This window comes from Gelidibacter pelagius (genome assembly GCF_017581925.1).
GTDB classification, from domain to species: Bacteria; Bacteroidota; Bacteroidia; order Flavobacteriales; family Flavobacteriaceae; genus Gelidibacter; species Gelidibacter pelagius.
Genome location: NZ_JAGEVG010000001.1, coordinates 95,029 through 118,873 on the forward strand (window position 1 = coordinate 95,029; position 23,845 = coordinate 118,873).

The 23,845-nt window shown below is 37.5% G+C and carries 24 protein-coding genes; 6 read left to right on the forward strand and 18 right to left on the reverse strand.

Annotation, left to right across the window (positions count from 1 at the left end):
- Positions 1 to 25 precede the first annotated feature (25 nt).
- The 12 genes from J4051_RS00420 to J4051_RS00475 form a co-directional block, all read right to left on the reverse strand.
- Complete coding sequence (locus J4051_RS00420) at positions 26 to 361, reverse strand: four helix bundle protein (protein ID WP_208231641.1); 336 nt, start codon at positions 359 to 361, stop codon at positions 26 to 28.
- Between the two features lie 88 nt (positions 362 to 449).
- Complete coding sequence (gene atpA / locus J4051_RS00425; RefSeq protein WP_208231642.1) at positions 450 to 2,030, reverse strand: F0F1 ATP synthase subunit alpha; 1,581 nt, start codon at positions 2,028 to 2,030, stop codon at positions 450 to 452.
- 55 nt (positions 2,031 to 2,085) lie between these two features.
- On the reverse strand, positions 2,086 to 2,622 hold the full coding sequence (gene atpH, locus J4051_RS00430) for an ATP synthase F1 subunit delta (protein ID WP_208231643.1): 537 nt from the start codon (positions 2,620 to 2,622) through the stop codon (positions 2,086 to 2,088).
- 86 nt (positions 2,623 to 2,708) lie between these two features.
- Positions 2,709 to 3,203: a F0F1 ATP synthase subunit B gene (locus tag J4051_RS00435; protein WP_208231644.1), complete on the reverse strand. Its 495-nt coding sequence runs from the start codon at positions 3,201 to 3,203 to the stop codon at positions 2,709 to 2,711.
- Between the two features lie 114 nt (positions 3,204 to 3,317).
- Positions 3,318 to 3,527 carry an ATP synthase F0 subunit C gene (atpE, locus tag J4051_RS00440; protein WP_182202761.1) on the reverse strand — a complete coding sequence of 70 codons (210 nt, stop codon included), beginning with the start codon at positions 3,525 to 3,527 and terminating at the stop codon, positions 3,318 to 3,320.
- Positions 3,528 to 3,546: 19 nt separating this feature from the next.
- Positions 3,547 to 4,632 carry a F0F1 ATP synthase subunit A gene (gene atpB / locus J4051_RS00445; RefSeq protein ID WP_208231645.1) on the reverse strand — a complete coding sequence of 362 codons (1,086 nt, stop codon included), beginning with the start codon at positions 4,630 to 4,632 and terminating at the stop codon, positions 3,547 to 3,549.
- Between the two features lie 100 nt (positions 4,633 to 4,732).
- A complete protein-coding gene (locus J4051_RS00450; protein ID WP_236027125.1) occupies positions 4,733 to 5,107 on the reverse strand; it encodes a hypothetical protein in 375 nt (124 codons plus the stop codon).
- A gap of 226 nt (positions 5,108 to 5,333) precedes the next feature.
- Positions 5,334 to 5,567, reverse strand: a complete 234-nt coding sequence (locus tag J4051_RS00455) for an AtpZ/AtpI family protein (RefSeq protein ID WP_208231647.1) — start codon at positions 5,565 to 5,567, stop codon at positions 5,334 to 5,336.
- On the reverse strand, positions 5,533 to 5,976 hold the full coding sequence (locus tag J4051_RS00460) for a bactofilin family protein (protein WP_208231648.1): 444 nt from the start codon (positions 5,974 to 5,976) through the stop codon (positions 5,533 to 5,535). Before J4051_RS00460 ends, J4051_RS00455 begins: the two co-directional genes overlap by 35 nt.
- A 12-nt stretch (positions 5,977 to 5,988) precedes the next feature.
- Positions 5,989 to 8,571: a type IX secretion system periplasmic lipoprotein PorW/SprE gene (porW, locus tag J4051_RS00465; protein ID WP_449528480.1), complete on the reverse strand. Its 2,583-nt coding sequence runs from the start codon at positions 8,569 to 8,571 to the stop codon at positions 5,989 to 5,991.
- A gap of 217 nt (positions 8,572 to 8,788) precedes the next feature.
- On the reverse strand, positions 8,789 to 9,487 hold the full coding sequence (locus J4051_RS00470) for an ABC transporter ATP-binding protein (RefSeq protein WP_208231649.1): 699 nt from the start codon (positions 9,485 to 9,487) through the stop codon (positions 8,789 to 8,791).
- Positions 9,488 to 9,489: 2 nt separating this feature from the next.
- Positions 9,490 to 10,962: a DUF5687 family protein gene (locus tag J4051_RS00475; protein WP_208231650.1), complete on the reverse strand. Its 1,473-nt coding sequence runs from the start codon at positions 10,960 to 10,962 to the stop codon at positions 9,490 to 9,492.
- Positions 10,963 to 11,142: 180 nt separating this feature from the next.
- On the opposite strand from J4051_RS00475, the gene J4051_RS00480 reads away from it, so the two are divergent.
- Positions 11,143 to 12,198: a ferredoxin--NADP reductase gene (locus J4051_RS00480; protein ID WP_208231651.1), complete on the forward strand. Its 1,056-nt coding sequence runs from the start codon at positions 11,143 to 11,145 to the stop codon at positions 12,196 to 12,198.
- A 189-nt stretch (positions 12,199 to 12,387) separates the two neighbouring features.
- On the opposite strand, the gene J4051_RS00485 is transcribed toward J4051_RS00480, so the two are convergent.
- Positions 12,388 to 13,407 (reverse strand): glycosyltransferase family 9 protein, encoded by a 1,020-nt coding sequence (locus tag J4051_RS00485; protein ID WP_236027130.1) that lies wholly within the window; start codon positions 13,405 to 13,407, stop codon positions 12,388 to 12,390.
- A gap of 35 nt (positions 13,408 to 13,442) precedes the next feature.
- Positions 13,443 to 14,051: a DUF4254 domain-containing protein gene (locus J4051_RS00490; RefSeq protein WP_208231652.1), complete on the reverse strand. Its 609-nt coding sequence runs from the start codon at positions 14,049 to 14,051 to the stop codon at positions 13,443 to 13,445.
- 73 nt (positions 14,052 to 14,124) lie between these two features.
- Between J4051_RS00490 and upp the strand changes: the two genes are divergently transcribed.
- Positions 14,125 to 14,784, forward strand: coding sequence for a uracil phosphoribosyltransferase (gene upp, locus J4051_RS00495; protein ID WP_208231653.1), 660 nt, complete (start codon positions 14,125 to 14,127; stop codon positions 14,782 to 14,784).
- Here upp and J4051_RS00500 read toward each other — a convergent pair.
- Complete coding sequence (locus J4051_RS00500; protein WP_208231654.1) at positions 14,773 to 15,696, reverse strand: DUF6427 family protein; 924 nt, start codon at positions 15,694 to 15,696, stop codon at positions 14,773 to 14,775. The two genes, upp and J4051_RS00500, sit on opposite strands and share 12 nt — an antisense overlap.
- Before the next feature lie 126 nt (positions 15,697 to 15,822).
- On the opposite strand from J4051_RS00500, the gene J4051_RS00505 reads away from it, so the two are divergent.
- Entirely contained in the window at positions 15,823 to 16,047 is a 225-nt protein-coding gene (locus J4051_RS00505) for a DUF6341 family protein (RefSeq protein WP_208231655.1), read from the forward strand.
- On the opposite strand, the gene purD is transcribed toward J4051_RS00505, so the two are convergent.
- Positions 16,042 to 17,313 (reverse strand): phosphoribosylamine--glycine ligase, encoded by a 1,272-nt coding sequence (gene purD / locus J4051_RS00510; protein WP_208231656.1) that lies wholly within the window; start codon positions 17,311 to 17,313, stop codon positions 16,042 to 16,044. The genes J4051_RS00505 and purD overlap by 6 nt on opposite strands.
- A gap of 421 nt (positions 17,314 to 17,734) precedes the next feature.
- Between purD and J4051_RS00515 the strand changes: the two genes are divergently transcribed.
- The 3 genes from J4051_RS00515 to J4051_RS00525 are packed head-to-tail and all read left to right on the forward strand — an operon-like array spanning position 17,735 to position 21,308.
- Positions 17,735 to 19,051, forward strand: a complete 1,317-nt coding sequence (locus J4051_RS00515; protein WP_208231657.1) for a phenylacetate--CoA ligase family protein — start codon at positions 17,735 to 17,737, stop codon at positions 19,049 to 19,051.
- Positions 19,048 to 20,145 (forward strand): non-hydrolyzing UDP-N-acetylglucosamine 2-epimerase, encoded by a 1,098-nt coding sequence (gene wecB, locus J4051_RS00520; RefSeq protein ID WP_208231658.1) that lies wholly within the window; start codon positions 19,048 to 19,050, stop codon positions 20,143 to 20,145. Before J4051_RS00515 ends, wecB begins: the two co-directional genes overlap by 4 nt.
- Entirely contained in the window at positions 20,142 to 21,308 is a 1,167-nt protein-coding gene (locus J4051_RS00525) for a glycosyltransferase family 4 protein (RefSeq protein ID WP_208231659.1), read from the forward strand. Before wecB ends, J4051_RS00525 begins: the two co-directional genes overlap by 4 nt.
- Here J4051_RS00525 and J4051_RS00530 read toward each other — a convergent pair.
- Both J4051_RS00530 and J4051_RS00535 read right to left on the reverse strand, forming a co-directional pair.
- Positions 21,305 to 22,663, reverse strand: a complete 1,359-nt coding sequence (locus J4051_RS00530; protein WP_208231660.1) for an exopolysaccharide biosynthesis polyprenyl glycosylphosphotransferase — start codon at positions 22,661 to 22,663, stop codon at positions 21,305 to 21,307. The two genes, J4051_RS00525 and J4051_RS00530, sit on opposite strands and share 4 nt — an antisense overlap.
- A 1-nt stretch (position 22,664) precedes the next feature.
- Positions 22,665 to 23,654: a UDP-glucuronic acid decarboxylase family protein gene (locus J4051_RS00535; RefSeq protein ID WP_208231661.1), complete on the reverse strand. Its 990-nt coding sequence runs from the start codon at positions 23,652 to 23,654 to the stop codon at positions 22,665 to 22,667.
- Between the last annotated feature and the right edge of the window lie 191 nt (positions 23,655 to 23,845).

The window sequence follows — 23,845 nt, forward strand, 5'->3', positions numbered from 1 at the left end:
CAAGTTATGAGTTATGAGTGCAGAGTCATGAGTTTTTAATTATAGCAACTAATATCTTAATTAACTCTTCACACTTATCCTTCAGGTCTTTTGGTACGTCTCTTCCTGTTAATTCAAGAATTTCCAACCAATATTTGGTTTCATCAGCCTCTTTAAGTGCTATACCAAACTTATTTTTAAAATCCTTTGTGCTTACACCTCGTTGAGCTTCTCTTGTATTGGCACCAACACTCGTCCCACTCTTTAATATTTGAGATGCTAACTCAAAGTCTTTATTTTTTTTTAATTCATCAGTAAAAAGAACAATCTCGCATGCAAATTGAAAACTCTTAATGCGAATTGGACTGTTATCTAATGACATCTTTTTAAGTTATGAAATATGAGTGTGGAGTTATGAGTTGTTAATCGAGTGAAACACTCTGAACTCATAACTCTAAACTCATAACTTTCTATTTTCTATACTTCGCCGATAATTCCTTAGCCACTGCTGCCAGTGTATCAGTAATCTCATCAGTTAGTTTTCCGGCCTTTAAAGCTGCCAACGTATCACTGTGCTTAGCTCTTAAGAACTCTAAATAATCGCGTTCAAATTCTCTTACTTTTTCAACAGGCACATCTCTCAATAAGTTTTTAGATCCGGCGTAGATGATGGCTACTTGATCTTCAACTTTAAACGGATCATTTTGTGCTTGTTTCAAGATCTCAACGTTACGTCTTCCTTTTTCAATAATGTTCAAGGTCACGGCATCAAGGTCAGATCCAAACTTAGCGAATGCTTCCAGTTCACGGAATTGCGCTTGATCTAATTTTAAGGTACCAGCTACTTTCTTCATGGATTTAATCTGTGCGTTACCACCAACACGAGATACAGAAATACCTACGTTAATTGCTGGACGAACACCAGAGTTAAATAAATCACCATCCAAGAAAATCTGTCCGTCAGTAATAGAAATTACGTTAGTTGGAATATATGCCGATACGTCACCTGCTTGTGTTTCAATAATTGGCAATGCCGTTAAAGATCCACCACCTTTTACAATTGGTTTCAATACGTCTGGCAAATCGTTCATCTCTTTTGCGATATCATCGTTGTTGATGATCTTAGCCGAACGCTCCAATAATCTGGAGTGAAGGTAGAAAACGTCACCTGGATACGCCTCTCGTCCCGGTGGACGACGTAACAATAACGAAATCTCACGGTAGGCTACTGCTTGTTTTGATAAATCATCAAAAACGATCAATGCAGGGCGGCCAGTATCTCTAAAATACTCACCAATTGCAGCGCCAGCAAATGGCGCATATACTTGCATTGCAGCAGGATCCGATGCATTGGCCGCAACAATCGTTGTGTAAGCCATTGCTCCTTTTTCTTCTAATGTTTTCGCAATTAAAGCAACCGTTGAAGCTTTTTGCCCAACCGCTACATAGATACAAAATACAGGCTCACCTGCATCATAAAATTCTTTTTGATTGATAATGGTGTCAATACAAACTGCTGTTTTACCAGTTTGACGGTCACCAATAACCAACTCACGTTGTCCTCTACCTACAGGAATCATGGCATCAATAGATTTAATACCTGTTTGTAATGGTTCAGTTACCGGTTCACGGTAAATAACACCAGGAGCTTTACGTTCTAACGGCATTTCATAAAGCGTTCCACCAATTGGACCTTTTCCGTCAATTGGTTCTCCTAAAGTATTTACAACGCGTCCAACGATTTCTTCACCAACTTTAAGGGAAGCGATACGTTCTGTCCGCTTTACAGTGGAGCCTTCACTGACGCCCACTGAAGGTCCCAACAATACGACACCTACGTTATCTTCTTCAAGATTAAGTACGATGCCTTCAAGACCATCTGCAAATTCAACCAATTCACCATATTGAACATTTGCCAAGCCGTAAACACGGGCAATACCATCTCCAACAGTCAAAACTGTTCCTACTTCGTCCAATGAAGCGCTGGCTTCAAATCCTGACAATTGTTGCTTTAAGATTGCTGAAATTTCAGCTGGTTTTACTTCTGCCATTTTTATTAGATATTAGAGGTTAGACGTTAGAGGGTAGCCCTCTATTTCCAACTCTTTAGTTTAATGTAAATTCTCTTTTTAACTTATTTAATTTGTTTGCAATACTTGCATCGTACTGAATATCTCCAACACGTAAAATGAAACCTCCCAAGATGGAAGCATCCACAATATTTACAAGATCCGCTTCTTTTCCGGTAAGCTCTTTTACTTTCGCCAAAACTTTAGCATTAAGTTCATCAGTTAAAGGCACTGCCGATGTAACTTTTGCTACTTGCTTGCCTTGACTTGCATTAAATAGCTCCGTATACGTTTGCGCAACCTCACCCAAAATATCAATCCGCTTGTTTGTAATTAAAGTATCTATCAAACTTGAGCTTAATTTGTCCAAATCCTTAAAAATTGCCAATAACGCCGATTTTTTCGTGGCGGTAGGTATTACAGCACTCAAAAGCATATCTTTTAACTCTGTACTGGCTTCTACAGCATTAGCAATTGATTTCATATCAGTATTAACAACCTCAGCCGACTTTTGGTCTTTAGCAAGATCTAAAACTGCTTTTGCGTAACGTATTGCTGTTCTTGTTTGTGCCATATTCATTCCCTGCGAAAGCAGGAATCTCTTTTAATTATACTTAAATTACGTCATAACGAACGCATAACAGCGCTCAATGCAACCTCTTAATTCAATTTTGCATCACCTAACATAGACTCGACCAATTCTAATTGTCTGTCTTTGTTGGATAATTCTTCACGAACGACTTTTTCTGCAATCTCAATAGATAAGCTTGCCACGTGATTTTTAAGTTCAGCCATAGCTGATCTCTTTTCGTTTTCAATAGCTTCTTGAGCTTGAGCGATCATTTTAGTCGCCTGTTCTTGCGCTTCATCTTTGGCATCACTGACCATTTTGTTTTTGATCTCACGTGCATCTTTCAACATGGCCTCGCGCTCCGCACGTGCTTCATTAAGGATACGTTCGTTATCAGCCTTAAGATTTTCCATGTCCATGCGCGCCTTATCAGCGGCTTCCAATGCATTCTTAATGCCGTTCTCACGTTCGTCTACAGCTCCTAAAATTGGTTTCCATGCGAACTTTTTCAATACTACAAGTAGAATGAAAAAGGTAATGAGTGACCAAAAAACAAGTCCTAACCCTGGTGTAATTAAATCCATCTATAATAGGTTTAAGTTTTTATAATTTAAATTTTTCTTCGACCATACAACTTCGAAGTGTAATAAAACACAGAAACAACCAACCGTTATTTCTGTGTTTTTCTTTAAAGTTACTTAGCTTACGATGATCGCCGCAACAACACCAAAAAGTGCTACTGCCTCTACGAAAGCCGCTAAGATAAGCGCAGATGTTTGAAGTTTTCCTTGGATTTCTGGTTGACGAGCCATAGCGTTCATAGCTGACTCACCAATTTTACCAATTCCAATAGCCGCTCCAATAACTGCCATCCCAGCTCCAAGTGCTGCAATTCCTGTAATAGTCATAATATAAAATTTAAATTAATTAATGATTGTCTTCTTCCGCGGTGGCCATACCAATATATAAGGCAGACAACACGGTAAATATATATGCTTGAATTGCAACAACTACAATTTCTATGATTAAAATGAACAACGAAAACCCAACCGATACCGGTGCAATAGCGATGCTTTGAAAGGTAAAGATTAGGGACATTAACGAGAGGATGATAATATGTCCTGCAGTAATGTTAGCAAACAAACGAATGGTTAATGAAAATGGTTTTACAAACATCCCAATAATCTCAATCGGTGCTAAGAATATTTTCATCGGCACAGGAACGCCTGGCATCCAGAAAATATGTTTCCAGTAATTTTTATTACCACTAAACATGGTAATAAAAAAGGTGAACAAGGCCAGAGTCAAAGTAAATGCAATATTACCACTCACGTTAGCGCCATTTAAGATAGGAATCAATCCGAAAATATTATTTATCCATATAAAGAAAAACACACTCAACAAGAACGGCATGAATTTTCTGTATTTCTTTTCGCCAATCATAGGGATAGCTACCTCATCTCTAATGAAAATCACTAAAGGCTCAGTAAAGGAAGCAATGCCTCTTGGTATGAAATTGGTTGATTTGTCGTATTTGCGAGCCGCAGAAATAAATATTAAGAATAGCACAAGGACCGATACCCACATCATAAAGACGTTTTTGGTAATCGAAAAATTTAATGGCAAAGTGGCGTTTGTAGGATGTTCTTCTTCATCAAAAGCCAAAGCATCAACGCCAGAGCCTAATTGATAAATTTTTTCATGATATTTGACAAAACGCTCACCATTTTTTTCCACAATTTGCGACCCTGAATCATCATGATTAAACTCACTTGACATAAACGTAACCAAGCCGTTATCCGTAAAAAGAATAATTGGTAATGGGATACTGATTGGCTTATTATCCCAATCTACGATATGAAATTCATGGGCATCTTTAACGTGATGCATAATCATCTCAGTGGCATTGAACCCGTTGTCTTCATTATCATCTTCCTGTGCGGCAAAACCAGAATTGGCAATTGTTACAGAAAAAACTAAAAACAATACGGCCCTTAAAGTGTTTAATGTCATTATGAATAGCTTAAAAATACCTTGCTCTAAATTCCGTGCAAATGTACGTACATTATGTTAATTGTCAAACACTTTTTTATCAATATTAAGCCTATGGCAGTTATGGTGATTTTTGAAGGAATTTTGTAATGGAATAAACTTCAAATCCCAAGTAGATAAAATAAGGTATAAAAAAGTTGAAAATATCTGGCTGTTTCCTTTCGTAATCTGATAAAATAATAGGTAGAAGAAACAAAATGGCAAGAAACATTTTAATGAAAGTACTGGTCATGAACAGCATAAAAATATCCGTCTTGCCTTTGGAAAACTTATAGTTTACCGCAGTGTACAACGAGGTGGTTACGACAAAATGAAAGACATAAATTTGCCATATGGGAGTAAACAGTTTCAGCTCTGGTCCAAAATAGGACAGCACATAACTATGAATACCAAAAAGGATTAGACTTAAAACAGTGATGAGAAGTAAAAAATTCAATTGTCTTTTTAGAAAGGTCGGATTCATTAAATAAGGGAAAAATTATTGGGTGTTATTTTTATTCTGCACAGTGTTTCAATGAACGCATGCATTTGCCTGTTGAGAGGTAAGACTTATATTACAATAGCGGAATTAGGTCCTACCAAAAAACGGGACAAACACATCCCTCCCACTCGAAAAGCTCAATGTACAAGGGAAGAAAGCCATAAATTATTGGCTATGGCCTCTATTTATCGTCCTTTGAATTTGCAATAATACGTCTTATTACAAAAACCACGGCCACAATCGTGGAAGTTAAGGACAAAATAATGGTCCATAGGCTGCCTTCATTGTTGTAATGGTCGTCAAGCTTAATACCTATATAGCTGCCAATCCCGATAATAGCAAACATTTGAATGCCTATACCAGAATATTTAGCGTAGTTATTAAGCGGGTTGCCCTTTTTCGGTTGGTTTGGCATTGGATTGTGGTGCTTTTTGATTGCTAGTATTTCCAAGTTCTTTAACGCTGCCTTTCATGAGACAAGTCGCATTGAACGCCGCACCTGGCTCTACGGCCAATTTACCTACTTCCACTTCACCTTCAACAAAGGCCGAGGCTCTTAGTGACAAGGTATCTGTAAGAATAAGTTTTCCTGAGAATTTCCCTTCAATATCAGCATTGGCGCCTTTAAGTGTGCCGTTGATAATTCCGGTTTTTCCGAGTACCACTTTGCCAGGGGTTTTAACATTTCCCTGTACGGTACCTTCAATTCTAAAATCGCCATCACTAACGATATCCCCTGTAATAATGGTGCCTTTTGCGATGGTGTTCTGTTGATTAACGGATTCTGAGGTTGTTTTTCCTTTTTTTGGTTTTTCTGTAAACATAATTCTGGTGGTTTATTGGTTTTCTAGGTAGTCTTTGAGGTTTTTGTGTCTTTGCACAATTTCATAGTTAGGTGATGAAATGGCAATATATGGTCGTGTAATATTAGCTTTGCGCTCTCTAAGTAAATCGGCAAATCCTCTTGCGCCGTTAATACTTTTCAAGCCATGTACCACAATAAAAGTGGTATTCGGGTCATAAATGTCTTTGGAGACGCTTAGCTCGAAATACCTGATCTGGGTGACCTCATCATTCAATGTCTTTAAAAAGGCATCTATATCTTCATCACTGGTGTTCTCAAACTGATACAGCACATTGAATTTAGAGCCTATGGAATCTGCTTTAAACTCTTTATCGGATAAAGCAGGAATGACGTTTTTCATGATTTCCTGAGCGCGCTTGCCCTCTTCGGAATTTGGATAATTTAAAGCGATATAATTCACCCCCTCTTTATATGCTTCAAATCCGTACAAACGCCCTTTTGCTGATGCTTTTAAAATTTCAAACTTAGGCACAATAGGTTCGCCTTCAAATTCAAGAACATACTTATCACTCTGATCGATAACCTCTTGAAAGTTTTGTGCTTCATAACTCGCATAAGTGCGCTCATAAATACTTTCAGGAGTGTTCTCGTCCTTGGACATTTCCGATTTTGGATTTAAAAGAATGGTAGCATACCTCGACTCTGGATTGTTGGTGATGATATCCTGCTTCATCTGATCCGCCGCATTGGTTTCATCCAAGCGTCCGTATAATTTGTATAAATTGTATTTTGCTGGCAATACAAGTCGCTCTTCCGGGTCATTTTCCATTAAGGTTTTAAGCTTGTCTTTTGCAAGTCCGTATTCCTGAAACTTTTCCTTATAAATAACCCCCAATTGATAATAGGCGTAATTTCTGTCCTTTATGATACTGTCAATGACTTTCTGATCTGACGGGATTTTTGAAATATAAAACTCTGGATCGTAACGTTCCTCTTCGGAAGCCTCAATTGTTAAATCGTTAGTTTGAACCGTGAGCTCGTTACTGCGCGTACTTGAAAGTCGCCAATTATCCTTGAGCGAACGGTCACCCCAATTTTTTAAAAACTCATTTTTGCCGTAGGCTACGGTATTGGAATTATAAAAATAAAACGTGGATTTTCCACCCGGTGGATTTGCGCCGCTGCTCCCTGGCAAGTTCCCAGCATTTCTGTTAGCCAAATTATCAGCGCTAACAATTCCTGAATTGGCTTTGCGTTGGGCAATTTCTTCCTGCTCTTTTAAAAGTTCGGCTTCTGCCTTTAATTTCTCGATATAAGTTTCAAAAACGGCAATTCTATCGGCATCAGATAAATTCACCAAATGCAAGATGCTATCGTTTACTTGAGCTACACTTTCATAATAAATGACATCTTCCAAATTTTCCCTTTTCCTTTTAATAGTTCGGAAAGGCTTGGAGTCAATCACCATATTCGTCAATGTACTGTCATAATACGCACCTGCAGTTTTATATTCTGATTTATCAAAACTCATATCACCCAATGTGACGTAATCAAGCGCTCGTAAGTGCTTATCGCCTGAAGATGATCTTAGAGATTTGTTATAATATGCAACGGCCAAAGAATCCCGATCGGCCTGTTTATGGAATTCCGCAATGCGGTAGTAGATTTTGTCCAAAAAGGGTCCATTCTCACGGTTTTCTTCGAGCTCGGTGAGATAGTCCTGAAATGCCAAAACGTCGCCAGTTTCAAGATCAAAGTTGGCAGCTTTTGCCAAATGTGCATTGATATAATAGGCTCGAGGTACTTTTCTGTGCAAATCAATCACCTTATCAAAGGCTATATTGGCACTGTCCTTATATCCAAACTCATTGTAAAGCTGACCTCTGATATAGTTGTAACGGGCCTTTTCCTTGTTTTTCTTGGTATGGGCTGCAGCAATTGCCAATTGGGTCAAGGCGCTGTCCTTTGCTTGAATGTTGATGTAGGCTTGCGCTAATGTAGCAGTGGCATCGGCTAAATCCTGATCCTCTAAATTTTCCAAACGCAACAAGCGCTTTAAGTTTTTGATGGCAAGCTCATTGTTTTCAAGCCGCATATTGGTCTTTTCACGCCAAATTTTTGCTTCATTGATTTTATCGCTGGCAGCGTATTTATAAAGAATATAGTTAAAGGCTTCCACTGCAGGAATAAAACGTTGGTCAAAATAACGTGCTTTCCCAAGCAGCAAATAGGCTTCATCAATTTGAGGGTTACGCTCCCTTCCTTTGATATTCATGCCATGTGTCTGTACGGCCTTGATTGCTTTTTCTTCTGCACGTTCAAAATCGGAGTTTTTGGATTGTCCCGGAAGCATAAAATCATCCGTGGTTTCCATACGCTCTACGGAAAGTAATTCCCAATAGTTATCGGTAAATGCATCATCAACGGCTTCTCTCCCATATTCAAGCGCATTATTTCCATTATAGAGGATGTTATATTTTGTCCCCATGGCGTGGAAGTTTCTGTTTATGAAGGTATCATTCTTGCGCGAGCAACTTGTGACTATAAGTGCTGCCAAAAACAGAAATGTTATGGATTTAAAAAAGCTGTGCAACGTGGGTTGTATTTGGTTCATAAGATAACTAAAAACAGCTGCAAATATTATGCAATGCCGTAAAAATAAGCATCTTTTTGAATTATTGGGGAAAAATCTGGGGAGTTTTCTAGGTGGATAACTTGGGGGCTTCTCAGGTATTTCTCGCAGAGGCGCAAAGATGCAAAGGATATGGATTATGAATGAGACCTGACAGGTTTTGAAAACCTGTCAGGTCTTGTTTGCCTAAGATAACCTATTATTCTCCAGCAAAATGCGCTTCCAATTCTTTCAACGTGGCAGCGCTTGTAGCCAAATCTTTAATGATTTCTCCTTTTTCCAGAACGACAATACGCTCGCTGACCTCAGTAACATGCATCAAGTCATGACTTGATACCAAGACCGTAACGCCTTGTTGTCCTGCAAGATGTTTAATGATCTGTTTCAATCGGATTTGGGTTGTTGGATCTAAATTGGCGAAAGGCTCATCAAGAATGATGACTTCCGGATTCCCGATCAGAGCGCCTATAATGCCTACCTTTTTCTGGTTGCCCTTGCTCAAATCTCTCAGATATTTTTTTTGATTTAATATTTCTCCATGGAAAAAATCTTCAAATTGCTTTAATAAAGCATCTACATCGGCTTTATTTTGACCGCGTAATTCACCAATAAAATAGAAGTATTCTTCAGGAGTTAAATAGCCGATTAAAAAGGTTTCATCAATATAGGCCGAAGTGAAAGGCTTCCAGTCTTCACTTTCATTCACCTGGATGTCCTTGCTTTTGATAAATCCGGTGGTCGGTTGGATCAAGTCCAAAAGCAAACTGAAAAACGTAGTTTTCCCTGCGCCATTATTGCCAACAAGCCCAAAACTTTGACCTTTTGGAATGTCGAGGTTTTCAATACTTAAAACCGGGCCTGCATTGTATGTTTTTGATAGATTGGATACTGTTATCATAATTAGTTGTTTTGTTTGTAAGCGGCTAATGTTTTATACTTTTCTGATTTATAGACTTTTTCTATAATGTCGAATACTTTGTTCTTGAATAAAAATCCAGCTAATCCGGCAATGGCTACCAAAGCAAAACCGAAAACTTCACCGAGCGTAAAATGCCCGGCGGCGTATATGGCCATTGGCAATAATAATTTTGGAATGGTCAACAACAAGGTCTTCGCATTGAAGGCTTGTTTGTCTCCAAAGGCTTTCTTACTTGTGGTCAGATCGATTGGCGTTTTGATATAGGCTCCTCCCCATAATACCAAATGGCTATTGACACCGATGTTGTAAATAGCGCCAACCACAACCGCTGCATAAGCTTGCCATCCCCAATACAGGTAGAAAACAGAAATAATTGTTGAAACTATAGTGGCAATCACCATTAAGTACCATTTGGATGCGATATATTCTTTATAGCGAATGTTTTGGCTCATCATCAACGGATAATAAGCACTGTCCCAACTCGGTACAAATTGGCCGAAAGTGAACAGGAACCCACCAGAAATAAAAATCCCGGCAAAGACTCTCCAGAAAGGACCATCATAAGCCTCAACAGAGCCAGTAAAAAATAGCAATCCGTAAAATATAAATAGCACGCTTATGAGCAAGGTTGTTTTTGAGCGTTTATTGCGTCTTAATAATTTGATGTCGTTTTTAAGAAATGTGGACATGCTTCCAAAACGGTTCAACCAGCTGTAATCTTGGGTTTCAGCTATGTCATGTTTAACGGAAAGACCAGAATCCAAATACAAGTTGTTTTTGAAAAAGGTAAACGCCATCCTATAGAACACCACCGCCAAGATTATCGGAATGAAAGCCAAATAGGGAATTGCATAAAATGAGTTAAAAATAGGATAGGTAAATTGGGTGATGTCAAAAACACCGTAATACTGAAGCCCAATCATAGCGACAATAAAACCAATGACAACAAAGAAAGCCACATCCTTATTATTGACGAAGATATTGATGAAATTATTACAATAAATCCAACCTAAAATAGCAAGGTTCCAGGCCAAAACCTGTAAAACAGGGAAGCCTTCCATGATGAGTACGATCGAAAAAGGAATAAAGAAAAATGCATGCAGAATATTAAAGAACGAGATCATGGTTTTGCCGATGGCAAAATTGACGATGGCTTTTCTTTTAATAGGCAAATACATGAGCGGTTTGATGTTCATCACGGGCATTTTTTGAAGAAAATACCGGAATACCAAGTCAAAACCCATATAGTAAATGAGCACTTGGTTGACGACTTGGAAAGGTTCCATTTTTAATTGCTCCTCAATGATAAAATAAACCCCAAAGCCTAAGAGCAAAAATGAGGCAATCATCCATAAAGCACCGAAAACCATCATTATCTTTAAGAAGAGATTGGTCTTAAAAGAAGCTGATCTTATAAATGATTTCCACTCGAGACTAATAAAATATTTAATCATACTGTTCTGGTTGCGATTTAAACATTGGTAATATTAAAACACTTTTTGTTACAAACAAATTTCAAATAAAGGAAATTTCAGAAGAGATTTACTTCTAAACTCGCTCTTCCTCTCTTATTATTTTGTTAGATAGGTGGCATTTATTATAAGCTTTCGTTACTTTTGGGAAAAATTTATAATATGTCACATTTTCACACCCTAACCATAAAAAATATTGAGAGAGTAACTGACAAATCGGTGACCGTCACCTTTGAAGTGCCTCAAGACCTGAAAGAAACTTATAAATTCAAAGCAGGCCAGTATATTACTATAAAAGCGATACTTAATGACACAGAAATAAGACGTGATTACTCCTTGTGTTCATCTCCAAAGAGTGGCGATTTGAGAGTAGCGGTTAAAGAAGTTAAAGATGGAACTTTTTCTGCCTATGTCAACAATCAATTAAAGGTTGGAGACCAATTGGAAATTGCCCCACCAAGAGGCCATTTTGTTTTTGAACCGAACGATGTCAAAACTAAACATATCGCTGCATTTGCGGCAGGAAGTGGGATTACGCCCATCTTAAGCATTGTTAAATGTGCCTTGGAAGAAGAAGTCCTGAGCAATGTTGTTTTGGTATATGGCAACAAAACCACCGACGACACAATGTTTATGACCGAATTACTGGAATTGCAACGTCAATTCAGCGATCGTTTGGCCATTCAGTTTGTATTTAGTCAAGCTCAAGAAGACGACTCTATTTTTGGACGTATTGAAAAAAGTACGGTCAACCTCATCTTAAAGCACAAGCATAAAGATCTAAGCATCGATGCCTTCTACTTATGTGGTCCGGAAGCGATGATCCACACCGTTAAAGATGTGCTTGTTGAACATGAGATTCCAAAAGATCGCGTGTTTTTCGAGCTATTCAAAGCTGCTAAACCTACAGAAAGAGATACTGCGACTATTCCTGATGGTCAGACCAAGATTTCAATTGTTTTGGATGATGACACGACGACTTTTGAAATGTCACAAAAGCAAACCATACTTGAAGCTGCTCTAGATAACGATCTGGACGCCCCTTATTCTTGCCAAGGAGGGATCTGCAGTAGCTGTTTGGCACGTGTTATAGAAGGCGAAGCTAAAATGCGTCAAAACAATATCTTGACGGATGGTGAAGTGGCTGATGGATTGATTCTAACCTGCCAAGCGCACCCTTTAACACCACACATCAAAATCGATTATGATGACATTTAAAACACTTTTAGTATAAATCAGATATAAGAAAGACATTTAATCCTTAAAAACTTTAATTTCGTCGAAAAGACAGAAGTAGAGCTCTTAAAATTATGTTAAGGAAAATGAATTTTATATTTTTATACGTGATTTAATTGTTACTATAAGGATTATCTATTAACGAAAGATTAGATCTAATAACCCTGCTTTTTAGTAGGGTTTTTTTATGATGTTTTCGATTTTTTCGATCACGTCTTTTGGATTGATGGTTTCCATACACGTTTCATAACCTTCAGGAAATTTGTTGCCATAAATAGACGTTGGAATTTTAGGGAATTTTGTTCGATCAGCTAAAAGCACATTATTTTCATCCTGATGAAAGGGGTAAAATCCAGCATACGGGTGGGTCACGCCCCAAAGCGTAAGGACTTTTATTCCCATCATTGCAGCCATATGCGCGTTTCCAGAATCCATTGAAAGCATCACATCTAAATTTGAAATAACGTCCAACTCCTCATCAAGACTTAACTTTCCAGCAATACTGGTGATATTTTCACTTTCAAGGGCATTCAAATATTCTGCATCTTCTTTACCGCCAAACAGCAATATATTATAGCGTTTTGAGAGCTCTTTAATAACTTCTTCCATCAATTCCAACGGATACATTTTGCTTCTATGGGCCGCATAAGGTGCAATTCCTATCCAGCTTTTAGTATCCTTTCCTACTAGTTCAAGTGTTTTGGGGTTTAATTCGGCGCGTTCCGGAAAAGAAGGTTCCAAATCTTTAATAGGAAATCCTAGCTTTTCAAAAACATCTTTGTAGCGTTGGTGTGTGGTTTTTAGTTGCTCGAAAATCTTTCCTTTCACTAAAGCTTTCTTTTCAGCTCTTCCCTTGTCAATTTGAATGGGCTTCAAATCCAAAAGAAAGATTTTAAGAATATTACTTCGGAGGACGTTGTGCAAATCGGCAACGGCATCTATTCCCAAAATACGTAAATCTTTTGAAAGTTCTAAAAGTCCAAAAAAGCCTTTATGGTCTCCTTTCAAATCTGCAGCAAAAACGGATACATTTTCTAAATCACGAAAGAATGGTTTAAAGAATCCTCTGGTCAAGACGGTCAACTTGATCTTTGGATATTGCTCTGTAAAAGCCCTTAACACAGGGACGGTCATAGCCACGTCTCCCATGGCGGAAAGACGGATGACGAGGATGTGTTTGGGTTGTTGCATGTTTAAAATGAGATTCCTGCCTCCGCAGGAATTGGTTACTTTTGTCCGCGCAATACAGGATTTAATTCATCGTCATTGTACATTTTCATTTGCTTGTACACTTTCATGTATTTATCACCATTCTTAATGTCCATAAGCAAATCGTCAATGGCTTGGCTTAAATCTTTACGCTGTTCTAAAAGCACATTAAGCTTAGTGGTGCAATTGAGCTTATGCGATGAAGAGGCATCAGGACGTTCAACTTCCTCATTCATGTGATATATTTTTAAGGCTAAAATGGACAACCTATCAATGGCCCAAGCAGGACTTTCGGTATTGATCGTCGCATCTGATTTAGGTTCAACATCATCATAAAGGCTTAAAAAATACCCGTCTATATACTCTACCATATCTGTTCTATCCTGATTGGAAGCATCGATTTGACGTTTCAGTTTTAAGGCTTCTACAGGATCAATATTTGGGTCTCTGATAATGTCTTCATAATGCCATTGCACGGTATCGATCCAACATTTTCTATATAAAAGATGTTCGATGAGCTCCTTGTCTTCGTCATAAACATTTTTAAAAACTTGGTCCACTGTATTCTTTATGTGATACGTATCGATGACTTTTTGAAAAATTTCATTGGCTTTTGCTGTAAACATAATCTGATGATTTTAAGACGTAAATATACTTCTAATTAATTAACTTTACCATTCAAAATAGAGTTTAAGCCTTATGCACATTCACAACTTAACAGAAGAAAATTCCATTTTAAACACATTCATTTCAGAAATGAGAGATGTGAATATCCAAAAAGACCGAATGCGCTTCCGCAGAAATATTGAACGTATTGGAGAGATTTTAGGATACGAAATCAGCAAGGTGTTAAATTACAAACCCGCACTAATTGAATCGCCCTTGGGGACCTGCGAAATGAATATTATGGACAATGATATTGTGCTTTGCTCCATTTTGCGAGCTGGAGTACCTTTGCACAATGGGTTACTGAACTATTTCGACAATGCTGAAAATGCGTTTATTTCGGCGTATAGACATCATCACAAAAACCCAGACAGTTTTGAGATTGTTGTAGAATATTCAGCATGCCCGAGCTTAGAGAATAAAACCCTTATTTTGGCCGATCCTATGTTAGCCACGGGCCAATCTCTTGTTGCCACTTTTGAAGCTTTAAAACCTTTCGGAAAGCCTAAAGAAGTCCATGTGGTTTGCGTTATTGGTGCGCAAGATGGCATTGATTATATCAGCAAACATTTTAGTGAAGACACGCATTTATGGATTGCAACCGTAGATCCAGATCTCAACGAAAAAGGCTATATCATGCCTGGACTCGGAGACGCTGGCGATTTGGCATTCGGCGAAAAATTACAGCAATAAATTCAACAGGGAGGCTAGTATCAAAACAATTATCAAACCTTCTTTGAACCATCGTTCTGGGATAATCTCTAAATAATTAGACATGATAATAGCCAATGGTGCGAATAGAAAAATAAATTCGCTGCCATCTTTATAAGGCGATACCAAAATAATTATCAAGGCAATCAACGACGAGACAATAACAATGACAAACGACGGCCTATAACTTTTTAATTGCTGTTTTATACTTCTCATAAAATAAAAAGACGCCCATACCCCATAAGAAAATAATAAGGTGGCAGCTATAATCATGCGCTTTGAGTTTAAGGGTGTAAAATCAAAACTTACATCAAAAAAACCATGGAGGTAAGGCTCAAAATCGACCCCCATTACAATCATATAAGAAGCTGCTATTATAGCAACGCATAAAACCCCGATTAAAGGAATAATCCAGTTTTTGATATCTACAATGGAATGTAGAAAGAGTGCGAGAAAAATTAAAATATAAAATAAGGACGCCCAGAAAAATAAGAGCGTTGCCAAACTGATCCAAAATGCAGCATCAAAAAGCTTTTTTTTGATTTCCTTTCTGGATCTTAAACTGATGATGCGCCGCAGTGCCAATAAGATAAATAAATTGGCCACAAGCAGTTTAGAATTGCTTAATGTTTCCGGTAAAACGGCCACAAACAGACCAAACATCAAAATTTTATAACTATTCCTTTTGGTAAGATTGTTTTTGCTGACGAAGAAATCAAGCACAAAAAGCGATGCCAAGCACACACCAAAAAGGAAAGCTTGCTTAAAAAAAAGCTCAACAGAAAAAATCTCAGTTAAAGTTGTTAGTTTGGTGACAACAAAAACAACAAAAAGCATTGCGCTTATCACCAGAAGATGAATAGGTTTTGCTTTACTAAAAAAACTTGAAATCATTTAGAGCTGTGTTCTGGGTTTGCTACTTAGTCTATGCTTCCACGAAAATAAAATTCGAACTCACTTTATGGAACATTTCAAATAAAAAAAACGTAATTTTGTATTGTAAATATAATATTTATTATCATGACTGATTTTTGGAATGGCTTCGCAGCTTTTTTTGAGTATTTATTATTGCCTTTTGACGCTTTAAGAGAATTGGAGCTCAGCAATTGGTGGCTTGCAAATTTTGTCTCTTGGTTACTTATCTTAATTACTTTTGTAGCCTTTATCTATTGGATGCTCCAATTAAAAGAACATGACAATAACGACGAAGAGGATAAGAGCATCTCGTCCCATTCGTTCTTATAGATCAAAACCAATATCCTTACGGTAATACATCTTATCAAAATGTAGTTTTTCTATATTTTGATAAGATTTTTTTATGGCCTCTTGGTAAGTGTCTCCAAAAGCGGTAATAGCCATAACGCGCCCACCAGAAGTGACCACTTTTGCATCCTTTAATATGGCACCAGCATGAAAAGGGATGACGTCTTTCAGATCTTGTAATCCTGTGATTTCTTTACCTTTCTCATAACTTTCCGGATAACCACCAGAAACCAACATGACTGTTGTAGCGGCACGTTCATCAATTTCAATCTCAATGTTGTCCAAGGTTTGATTGGCAATAGCTTGAAATATTTCAACCAAGTCATTCTTTACTCTCGGCAAAACTACTTCCGTCTCAGGGTCTCCCATCCGCACATTATATTCAATTACCTTTGGATCGTCCCCTACTTTGATCAAACCAATAAAAATAAAGCCTTTATAGTGCAATCCGTCCTTTTGAAGTCCAGAAACGGTAGGCTTTACAACGCGTTCTTCAATCTTCTTCAAAAATGATTCTGTAGCAAAAGGCACCGGAGAAACCGCACCCATACCACCTGTATTTAATCCTATATCACCATCCCCAATACGTTTATAATCTTTTGCTGTTGGTAAAATCTTGTAGTTTTTGCCATCGGTAAGAACAAAGCAACTGAGCTCGATGCCGTCCAAAAATTCTTCAATAACCACTTTGTTGCTGGCGGTCCCGAATTTGGCATCCACCAACATGCTCTTCAATTCTGCTTTGGCTTCATTGAGATCATTTAAAATCAAAACCCCTTTCCCTGCTGCCAAACCATCCGCTTTTAAAACATAGGGAGGCTTCAAAGTTTCCAAAAACTGATAGCCTGCTTCTAAAGTAGTGGCATCAAAACTCTGATATGCTGCGGTTGGAATATTATGACGGAACAAGAATTCCTTAGCAAATTCCTTACTACCTTCCAATTGTGCTGCGTCTTTTTGGGGACCAATAACAGCGACATTTTTTAGCTCTTCGTCTTCCAGGAAGAAATCATGGATCCCTTCTACTAATGGGTCTTCCGGCCCCACAACGACCATATCAATTTGATTTTCAAGAACCAGTTTTTTTATGGCCTGAAAATCGGTGACTTTAATGTCGATGTTTTCAGCAATTTTTGCGGTTCCAGAGTTTCCTGGAGCCACGAATAATTTTTGACATAATGGACTCTGTACAATTTTCCAAGCAAAAGTATGTTCCCTTCCACCGGAACCGAGAATTAAAATGGTCATGTTAACGTTCTTTGTTGCAAAAATATAGTTTATGCCATGAAAACAATAATATTTTTGACGATTAAATCGATAATGTAAGATAAAGAATCAAGACCGCTTCGCTATTAGAATCAACCTGCCGGCAGGCAGAGCGTCAAGAGTTAAACCGATAAGTACTGAAAATATAGATTTTGAGGTTCAATATCAGCCCGTATCATCTTATATTGAGATGCTTCTAAAAAATTAAAAATAAAGGTTGCCTTCAATCTATTGTGCTCTTCATTCTAACGATGCATTGCCCACAGACAACATCTTATAAAATCTTTAAAATCCTAAAGTTTCCATTGGACAAGACCGGAATTAAATCTTGAATCTAAAGGTTGATTTTAGATGAGAGTTTAATAAATTTCTTTACTTTACATTCTCATAAACAGTGTATCCATTGAATTTATTTGATCTATCTTTAAAGTTGAACGGATTTCCAATTAAGGAAGCTCGACCTGTGTTGACTGCTATTCAAAACCTTAATGAGGATGGATTCCTTAGTTACATTGAAAATCAAAGAGCACAAATTGTCAATTATCACCTCAAACACAATCCCTTTTACCAATCTCTTTTTAAAGACATTCAATTCTCATTCTGGGATGCTGTTCCCATCATGACTAAAAGAGATTTACAGCAACCTTTAATCAATCGATTGTCCGAAGGCTTTTCACTAAAAAACGTATATGTCAATAAAACCTCAGGGTCTTCTGGAGACCCTTTCGTTTTTGCCAAGGACAAGTTTTGTCACGCCCTCACTTGGGCAGTTATTCAGGACCGATTTGGCTGGTTCAACCTCAACTTCAACAGTTCAAAACAAGCCCGATTTTACGGTATTCCTTTAGATAAAAAAGGCTATTATCAAGAGCGTTTTAAGGATGTATTGAGCGGACGGTTCCGCTTTTCTGTTTATGATTTAAGTGATGCCGCTCTTAAAAATCATTTAAAAAAGTTCAAAACCGCGAAATTCGATTATATCAACGGTTATACAAGTACTATTGTCCAATTTGCTAAGTTTTTGGAGAAGCAAAATGTGGTTTTGAAAACAGTATGTCCAAGTCTTAAGGCTTGTGTCGTAACTTCAGAAATGCTTTTTGAAGACGATAAACTGCTTATGGAAAAACAATTTGGCATTCCAGTAGTAAATGAATATGGGGCATCGGAATTGGATTTAATCGCTTTTCAAAATTCGCAAGACAAATGGGTGGTGAACAGTGAAACACTTTTTGTGGAAATTCTAGATGATGATGATCGCGTTTTGCCTTATGGCGAAGAAGGCCGTGTGGTCATTACCTCATTATACAATAAGGCACATCCTTTTATTCGCTACGATATTGGCGATATTGGAATCCTCTCTAAAGAAAGTACACTTCAGAAACCGTTGCTTAAAAAATTAATTGGACGCACCAATGATATCGTCAACTTACCAAGTGGGAAAAAGGCCGCTGGACTTACATTTTACTATATTACCAAAAGTATTGTTGAGGATGATGGGAATGTTAAGGAGTTTATGATTGAACAATTGGACCTTCAAACCTTCAAAATCATCTATGTCAGCACTGAAAAACTATCAGATCAACAAACCAAAATTATAATTAAAGAAATAGAAAACTATCTTGAAAAAGGACTAAACATTATCTTTGAGCGTCAACCACATTTAAAACGCTCTAAATCAGGCAAGTTGAAACAGTTTTCATCATTTTTAAATAAGACATGACCATAACCATTATAGCTGGAGCACGTCCAAATTTCATGAAAATAGCTCCTATTATTGAGGCTATCAAACAGAAACAATCAGAAGGTGTCCCGCTTAATTATCAATTGATCCATACGGGTCAGCATTACGATAAAAACTTAAGCGATACCTTTTTTGAAGAATTGAACATCCCGTTTCCAGATATCAATTTAAATGTAAAAAGTGGTACACAAGCCGAACAGACTGGAGCCATTATGATTGGATTCGAGAAAGTGTTAGCCGAAAACCCAACAGATTTAGTCATGGTGGTTGGTGACGTCACCTCAACCATGGCCTGTACTATAGTCGCAAAAAAAGCAGGTATAAAAGTCGCACACGTAGAGGCAGGAATCCGATCAGGCGATATGAATATGCCTGAAGAAATCAATAGAATTGTCACCGATAGCCTAACCGACTATTTTTTCACTACCACGCCTTTGGCTTCACAAACCCTCGAGGACCTGGGAGTGGATAAAAGCCAAATTTATTTTGTTGGAAATGTGATGATTGATACCTTACGCAAAAATGAGAGCAGACTCCAACAGCCTGAACTCTTTAAATCGTTGCAACTGCAGGAAAAAAAGTATATGGTCATGACTTTGCACAGGCCTAGCAATGTGGATGAAGAAGAACAACTCAAAGCCTTAATAACACAGCTTGCCCAATTAGCAAAAGACTATCCTATCATCTTCCCTGTTCATCCAAGAACCAAAAAGCTTTTGGAAGGTCTGAATCTAAATTTTGATAATCTGCATTATGTGCCCCCTTTGGGTTATTTGGAGTTCAATTATCTCGTTAAAAACGCCTTTGCGGTCTTGACAGATTCCGGAGGAATTACAGAAGAAACCACCGTCATGCACGTGCCATGTATTACTTTGAGAGACAGCACAGAAAGACCGGAGACTTGTACTATGGGAACTAATGTACTGGTAGGAAATGACCCTGAAAAAATCACTCAGGCTTTCAAAAAATTATTTTCCGGGAATTGGAAAAAGAGTGAAATCCCAGAATTATGGGACGGCCATGCAGCCAAACGCATCATCACTAATATCATTGACATCTACAAATTGAGATGAAAGACATTCTGATCATTACAAGTTATTATCCTCCTGAAATTGGCGCGGCATCCAATAGGATCTTTCATTTGGCAGAAGGCTTAAAAAATCGAAGCTTTAGAGTTTCGGTCATCACACCATTGCCCAACTATCCGACGGGGAAAATCTTTAAATCCTACCGTGGAAAATTCACGCGTACCTCTAATGAAAAAGGGATTACAATCCATCGTTTATGGATTTACGCTACGGTTTCAAAAAATAAAGTCGTTCGATTATTTGCGATGCTATCCTACAGTTTTAGTCTCATCTGGTATTTCTTATTTCATAAAATTCCTAAAACCGTTATTGTCCAATCGCCGCCACTTTTGGTAGCCTTTACCTGCTGCACTTTTTTGAGATCTAAAAAACGAAAGCTCGTTCTCAATGTCAGCGACTTGTGGCCCATTGCCGGACTGGAATTGGGTGCTTTAAAAAGGAATTTCAGCTATCGGGTTTTAGAGCGGATTGAACGTTCTAATTATAAGAAGGCCAATTTAATTTTAGGTCAAAGCGAAGAAATACTGACTCATATCACAGACCTATTCCCAAAAAAGAAAACCTTGTTATATAGAAACTACCCTGATTTTGATTCTCCGGAAATCAGTACTTTGACTAATAATGATTCTGGTAAAATTAAAATGGTCTATGCTGGCTTGTTGGGAATTGCCCAAGGAATTTTAAGGCTTTGTCAAGAACTCGACTATAAATATGTTGAATTCCATATTTATGGTTCTGGTGCAGAACAGGCCAGCATAGAAAACTACATCGAAGCCCATCCAGAGTTGTCCATTAGGTATCATGGCGAAGTTTCACGGGACGTATTGCATAAAGTGCTTTTAAAATACGATTTAGGCATCATCCCGCTGCTAAATCGAATTTATGGATCAGTACCCTCAAAAATATTTGAATACGCCAAATTGGGGCTTCCTATGCTGTATTTTGGTGGTGGTGAAGGTGAAGCTATCGTTACAGAACACCAACTTGGGTGGGTTGCAAAAGCTGGGGAGTATGATGATTTAAATCGGACACTTTCTATGATCAAGAAAACTAGTCTCAATGAGACCTTTAAAGAAAGAATCAAATCATCTGCGGCGTTGCATTTTGATTTGAAGAAACAGTTGGACAGTTTAGTGCTGCAACTTTAGTAGGCCTTTTCATCGCCTTTAATAGCGCTTATAAAAGTTTTTATAATGATTCTTATATCTAATAACAAGGACCAGTTTTCAATATAAAAAATATCATATTTAACCCGTCCAATAATATCCTTATCCGTTTCAATTTCGCCCCTGAACCCACTTATTTGAGCCAAGCCCGTAATCCCAGGTTTGACAAAATGCCTTACCATAAATTTATCTATTCGCTCTGCGTACATACTTGTATGGCTTACCATATGTGGCCTTGGCCCCACTACGGACATATCGCCAAAAAGGACATTAAAGAATTGAGGCAGTTCATCAATACTAGTTTTTCTTAACAGTTTCCCTACTTTCGTCACACGTTGGTCATCTCTTGTGGCCTGATACAGATGGGCTTCATTATTTGGCATCATCGACCTGAATTTGTAGCAGTCAAACTCTTTATAATTAAAGCCATTTCTAGATTGTTTAAAGAACACAGGGCCTTTAGATTCCAATTTGATTAAAATGGCAATCAATGGGGTGAGCCATGACAAGATGAAAACAATCACCAAACTTGAAAATAAAATATCAAAACCCCTTTTAATTATTTGATTTATGGAGTCTTCCAACGGGATGTTTCTTAAGGAGAGTATTGGGATATAATCATAATACTCATATTTTAGCTTTTTTGAGTAGATATCCTTATTGTCTGGTAAAAATTTTAATATTTTGAGATTGTTGTCGGCAAAATCAGTAATATCCATGATTTGTCTATTTGTAAGTTCTGAAATAGAGCAATAGATCTCATCAATGGCATTTTCCTTGATATAATCAAAGCACAGTTTAAGGTCGACATCTTTTTTGTCGCGGAAACTAAAGGTTTTTTTATGGATGTACCCGTATTCAGGATTTGTATTAAAGAAGTTTTCTAAGGCCAAGGTTTTTTTATTGATACCCAATATGACCGTATTCCTGTAATTCCCACCAAATGAAATTCGGTATTTTTGAAGTAAATAATACACCGCAAACTTAAAGATAGTAATCAATATAAAAACAGCCAGCACGTAATTAATTACCGTCTTAGGAGCAATATTGAATTCCTGGTGGTATCCGGAAAATGCAAAAATGATCAAGGTAAATAAAATCATTTGTCGCATTACCAAGGAAAAGATGGTCACCTCCCGAGTGTATCTATACACTTCATAGAATTTTGAAGCTATGGAGAGAATTATCCAGGCAATAGACACCACCAATACGAAAAGGATCGGGTCAATATTTCTGAAAAAATAAAGAACCGCCAAACCATTGACCACAAACAAATCGATTAAATAAGAAATGGGCCTTAAGTATCCAGAATATCGACCTTGTTTAAAAGTACTCACATCATCGTTTTATATGGTTTGTAAAATCTTTATGTGCACTTTTATATAACTCCTCTTCCGAAAGACTTTTGAAATATTTATAGGTAATGGCCATACCTTCAGCTCTCCCAACTTTTGGCTCCCAGTCCAAAAGTTTTTTAGCCAAACTAATGTCTGGCTGGCGTTGCATCGGATCATCAATTGGTAGATCTTTATAAATCACCTTTTGGTTGGTATTGGTGAGTTTTATAATTTCTTCAGCGAAATCCTTAATTGAAATTTCATGAGGGTTACCAATATTTACCGGATACGCATAATCACTGAAAAGCAGTCTATAAATACCTTCTATCTGATCATCAACATAACAAAATGATCGCGTTTGCGAACCGTCGCCAAAAATCGTTAAATCTTCCCCTCTTAGCGCTTGCCCCATAAAAGCAGGAATGACACGGCCGTCGTTAAGGCGCATTCGCGGCCCATAGGTGTTAAAAATCCGGACAATACGGGTCTCAAGTCCATGAAACCTGTGGTAGGCCATGGTAATGGACTCTTGAAAGCGTTTGGCTTCATCATAAACACCACGAGGACCAATGGTATTGACATTTCCATAGTAATCTTCTGATTGCGGGTGCACCAAAGGATCTCCATAAACCTCAGAAGTAGACGCAATGAGCAATCTGGCTCTTTTTGCTTTCGCCAAACCCAATAAATTGTGGGTACCCAAGGAGCCTACTTTTAAAGTTTGAATAGGAATTTTTAGATAGTCTATTGGACTTGCTGGAGACGCAAAATGTAGAATATAATCTAAATGGCCTTCTATCTTTATAAACTCAGTAATATCGTGTTCAATAAATTCAAAATTGGGATGATCTTTTAAATGACTTAGATTTTTTTTATCACCAGTGATAAAATTATCCATTCCAGTTACATGATACCCCTCCTTAATAAAACGATCACATAAATGTGACCCTAAAAATCCTGCAGCTCCTGTAATTAATACCTTTTTTAACATTAAGTAATTTATTTTATGAAAAAATAACAACAAGTCGTTGATTGCTTTATCTATAATTCTGATAAGATTAAGACAAAAATACAATTTGTTGTTTTATAAGTTGTTTTAACTTATAAATAGTTGCTATTAAAAGTATTATTCTTGATTTAAAACAAAGGCACGATATTTTTTATATCCTATGTTTACTTTAT